Below are 2,722 nucleotides of genomic sequence, written 5' to 3' on the forward strand. Positions count from 1 at the left end.
CGTGTGACCATTTGTTCTGTAGTGGAGGCTGTCAATCGGCGCCCAAAATTTGGGAGCCGATTGACAGTTCTGCTTCAACGAGATCTCGCCGACCATTGTGAACAGACAACTGTGCCCATCTTGCCAGCGTGGCACGGAGCGCATCATGGTGATTATTAGAATCATACTCGATCGGAAGAATTCCGCGGGCTCTCCAGTCTACCAGCGCGACAGGATCAGGAGAACTGCTTGATGTGAAGACATAACGCTTCTTGATATCTGAAAATCTATTTTCGTCACTGGCCACCGCATTTAGGAGGTACCTCATCGGAGGATCGTTTGCGCTGTAGCCAACGAGGACCAGATGGTAGAGCCGAGCAAGATCGTATATGAAATCAGGGACGATGCGCTGTCGCAGATATGCGTCGCCGAAGTCCTGATCCGTAAGAATTAGGTCGGATATCCTGCGGGTGTCCGCGTCCAATGCGCCATGAATATGAAATACCCCTCCAAAATCTTGGCGTCTTGTAGGTCTTGGTAGCGAGTTAAGTGAGTAAGTTTCGAGGGATGAGCCAATTTTCTTCGAGGCCTCCTCAAGAAGAAGATCGAAATTTGTTGTTATTATAGCAGAGGCTCCACCGCGATCAGAAAGGCGCACAATGGCGCGGTGGATTGGTGCGGGTTGAGGTTCTTTCGGTAATCCCGGTCGCCCATTCTTTATGAGAGATTTTACAGTGTTTCTAACTTTGCTGTTTTTATCCGACTGTCCATCAATCCGCCTCTCAAGCATCCCAAGGACAACATCGAAATCCGAAAGTACGAATCGCTTGACCTCTGCCTTTTGCTGATTGTTTAGATTCTTGCCAGATACGTGCCAATTATTGCAAGCAGCTTCTGGAATTTGTGAAATTTCAGCATATACGACGGGGTCGACTGCCTGATAGACCTCAAGGACAAGTCGTCGGAAACTTTGAAGCCCAGCAGGTATAGAGATGCCTGCACCACAAATGAACAACACTTCCCCGCGCGCATGAGCCAGCAGGAGCCGCTCCGGTATCGCGGCCAAGCCATCACCCATCGAGATGACGCGATCTTCACTGCTCATGGGCATGATCCATGCAGAGAGAAGAGGGCGATATCGATAGTGCGGCGACTACCCATCAACGGCTCCCGCATCCGCGCACGCCGATTGGAGTCGCTCTTTGACTTCTGGCGGAAGCTTGCCTTCCGCCCCCTCCAGCGCCTCGCGCCATTTCTGTCCACGGTCGCGCGCTTCGATGTAAGCGAGGCCGAGATCGAGCCTGGATGAACTGTTCGCGAGCGCTTCGATCAGCACTGACGCCTGTTCGAGATCCTTGCGGGCCTTGCTCGCTCTGTCGCGGTCAGCACGGCGCAATTCTGAAACGATCAACTTGTGGACCGCGAACCGCTCCGGTGCGGGAACGAGAACCGCAACACCCCCCTTATGCAGCAGCACCGAACGGACCGGCTGATGGATCAGAAAGTCGAGATAGCTAAGGGGTTGCGCGTTGGCGCCGCCAAGCGCTGGCATCGGCGCCGGCTCGCCTGCAAAGTCGTCCCTGCCTCGGTTCGGTGTGAGGAATTCAACCTCGAAGCCCGCTGCATTGCTGAAGCTCGTTGTCGCCCTTGGATTTGCGAGGCTCGGGACTTCCCGGAATGTCGGGTCCACCAGCCGAAGCGCTTCGAGCACGGGCGGAATTGAATCGTCGACCGAAACGGAAATGGAATGGAACTGGGCGAAGTCGACATCGCCCGTCATGAGCGGCGCGCTGGGTAATCGCACGCCGAGCAGGCCTGCGTAGGTTTGGAAAGCGGCGGTGCCGACCAGAACGCCATGCAGACGAAACAGACCTGCGCGCCATAGGACATCAACGATGTCGCCAACGAGTGCAGGAGGTGAAGGCAATCCTGCCGCGGTGAGAGAGGTGACGAGTGACCGGCGCTCGCGATAGTTGGCTTTGACCCTCTGGAAGCGCTCCACCCGTGCCGTTACGTCCGGGTCGGCGACCGGGCCAACATATTTTGAGAAACGCTTGCTGTCGGCCTTCGCTTCGCCGCGGTTGTAGCCCTTATAATACCAGAACTGTTGGCCGTTTGTGCCTTTTACCTTGGCGAATGAGCCGTTCTCAGGAAACGTCTCGTCAAACTCGGCATCCAGGCATCTCTGGATCAAGTCCGAGAACATGGTCTGATGGGCTAGGCTGAGTGGCTTCACTGGTGGTTATACCCAAATCTTCATTTTGCGAATAATGCCGCCGTGCATGGCAAAATACAAGAGCATTATGCCCAAAAAGGAAGATTGGGCATAATGAAGTCGGTTTCGCTGGCGGGCTGACACCAAACTGCCGCTTAAACCCAGAAAAATCAGCGACTTAGCAGTTGCTCTCGTTTTGCGGTCGAGGCTGTCTGCGGTCCCGTAACCCACGGAGATCGCTCATGAAACGCCGCCGCAAAGTTCATCCCGCCGACGCCGCCAACGCGGCAGTTATCGCCCAAGCCGTTCGCTTCGACGTGGCCTTGTTCCTCGGAACCGGGCGCTACGCACGGGCAAGCGCGACGAGCCTCGAAGAGGCGCGGATCGAGGCGATGCGCCTCGTTGCCGAGAACCCCAGCCCGTTCGGCAAGCGTCTGCCACTGATCTACGGCGTCACCGCCGAAGGCCGCTCGGCGCTTGTCACCGCGAACTGAACCCCAACCCGAAGGAGCACGACCATGACCATGA

The 2,722-nt window shown here is 56.1% G+C and carries 3 protein-coding genes; 1 reads left to right on the forward strand and 2 read right to left on the reverse strand.

The window, feature by feature from the left end; genetic code table 11:
- Positions 1-31: 31 nt before the first annotated feature.
- Both Q0239_RS12505 and Q0239_RS12510 read right to left on the reverse strand, forming a co-directional pair.
- Positions 32-1,084, reverse strand: coding sequence for an SIR2 family protein (locus Q0239_RS12505; protein WP_298603361.1), 1,053 nt, complete (start codon positions 1,082-1,084; stop codon positions 32-34).
- Between the two features lie 48 nt (positions 1,085-1,132).
- A complete protein-coding gene (locus Q0239_RS12510; RefSeq protein ID WP_298603363.1) occupies positions 1,133-2,215 on the reverse strand; it encodes a GSU2403 family nucleotidyltransferase fold protein in 1,083 nt (360 codons plus the stop codon).
- Between the two features lie 221 nt (positions 2,216-2,436).
- Between Q0239_RS12510 and Q0239_RS12515 the strand changes: the two genes are divergently transcribed.
- Positions 2,437-2,688 carry a hypothetical protein gene (locus tag Q0239_RS12515; RefSeq protein ID WP_298603365.1) on the forward strand — a complete coding sequence of 84 codons (252 nt, stop codon included), beginning with the start codon at positions 2,437-2,439 and terminating at the stop codon, positions 2,686-2,688.
- The last annotated feature ends 34 nt before the right edge of the window (positions 2,689-2,722 follow it).

Source organism: uncultured Sphingorhabdus sp. (genome assembly GCF_937872355.1).
GTDB lineage: Bacteria > Pseudomonadota > Alphaproteobacteria > Sphingomonadales > Sphingomonadaceae > Sphingorhabdus_B.

What these genes read in the sequence shown, in the direction of transcription:
- Q0239_RS12515 (WP_298603365.1), top strand. Translation starts at nt 2,437, where the DNA reads ATGAAACGCCGCCGCAAAGTTCATCCCGCCGACGCCGCCAACGCGGCA.
- Q0239_RS12505 (WP_298603361.1), bottom strand. Translation starts at nt 1,084, where the DNA reads ATGAGCAGTGAAGATCGCGTCATCTCGATGGGTGATGGCTTGGCCGCG.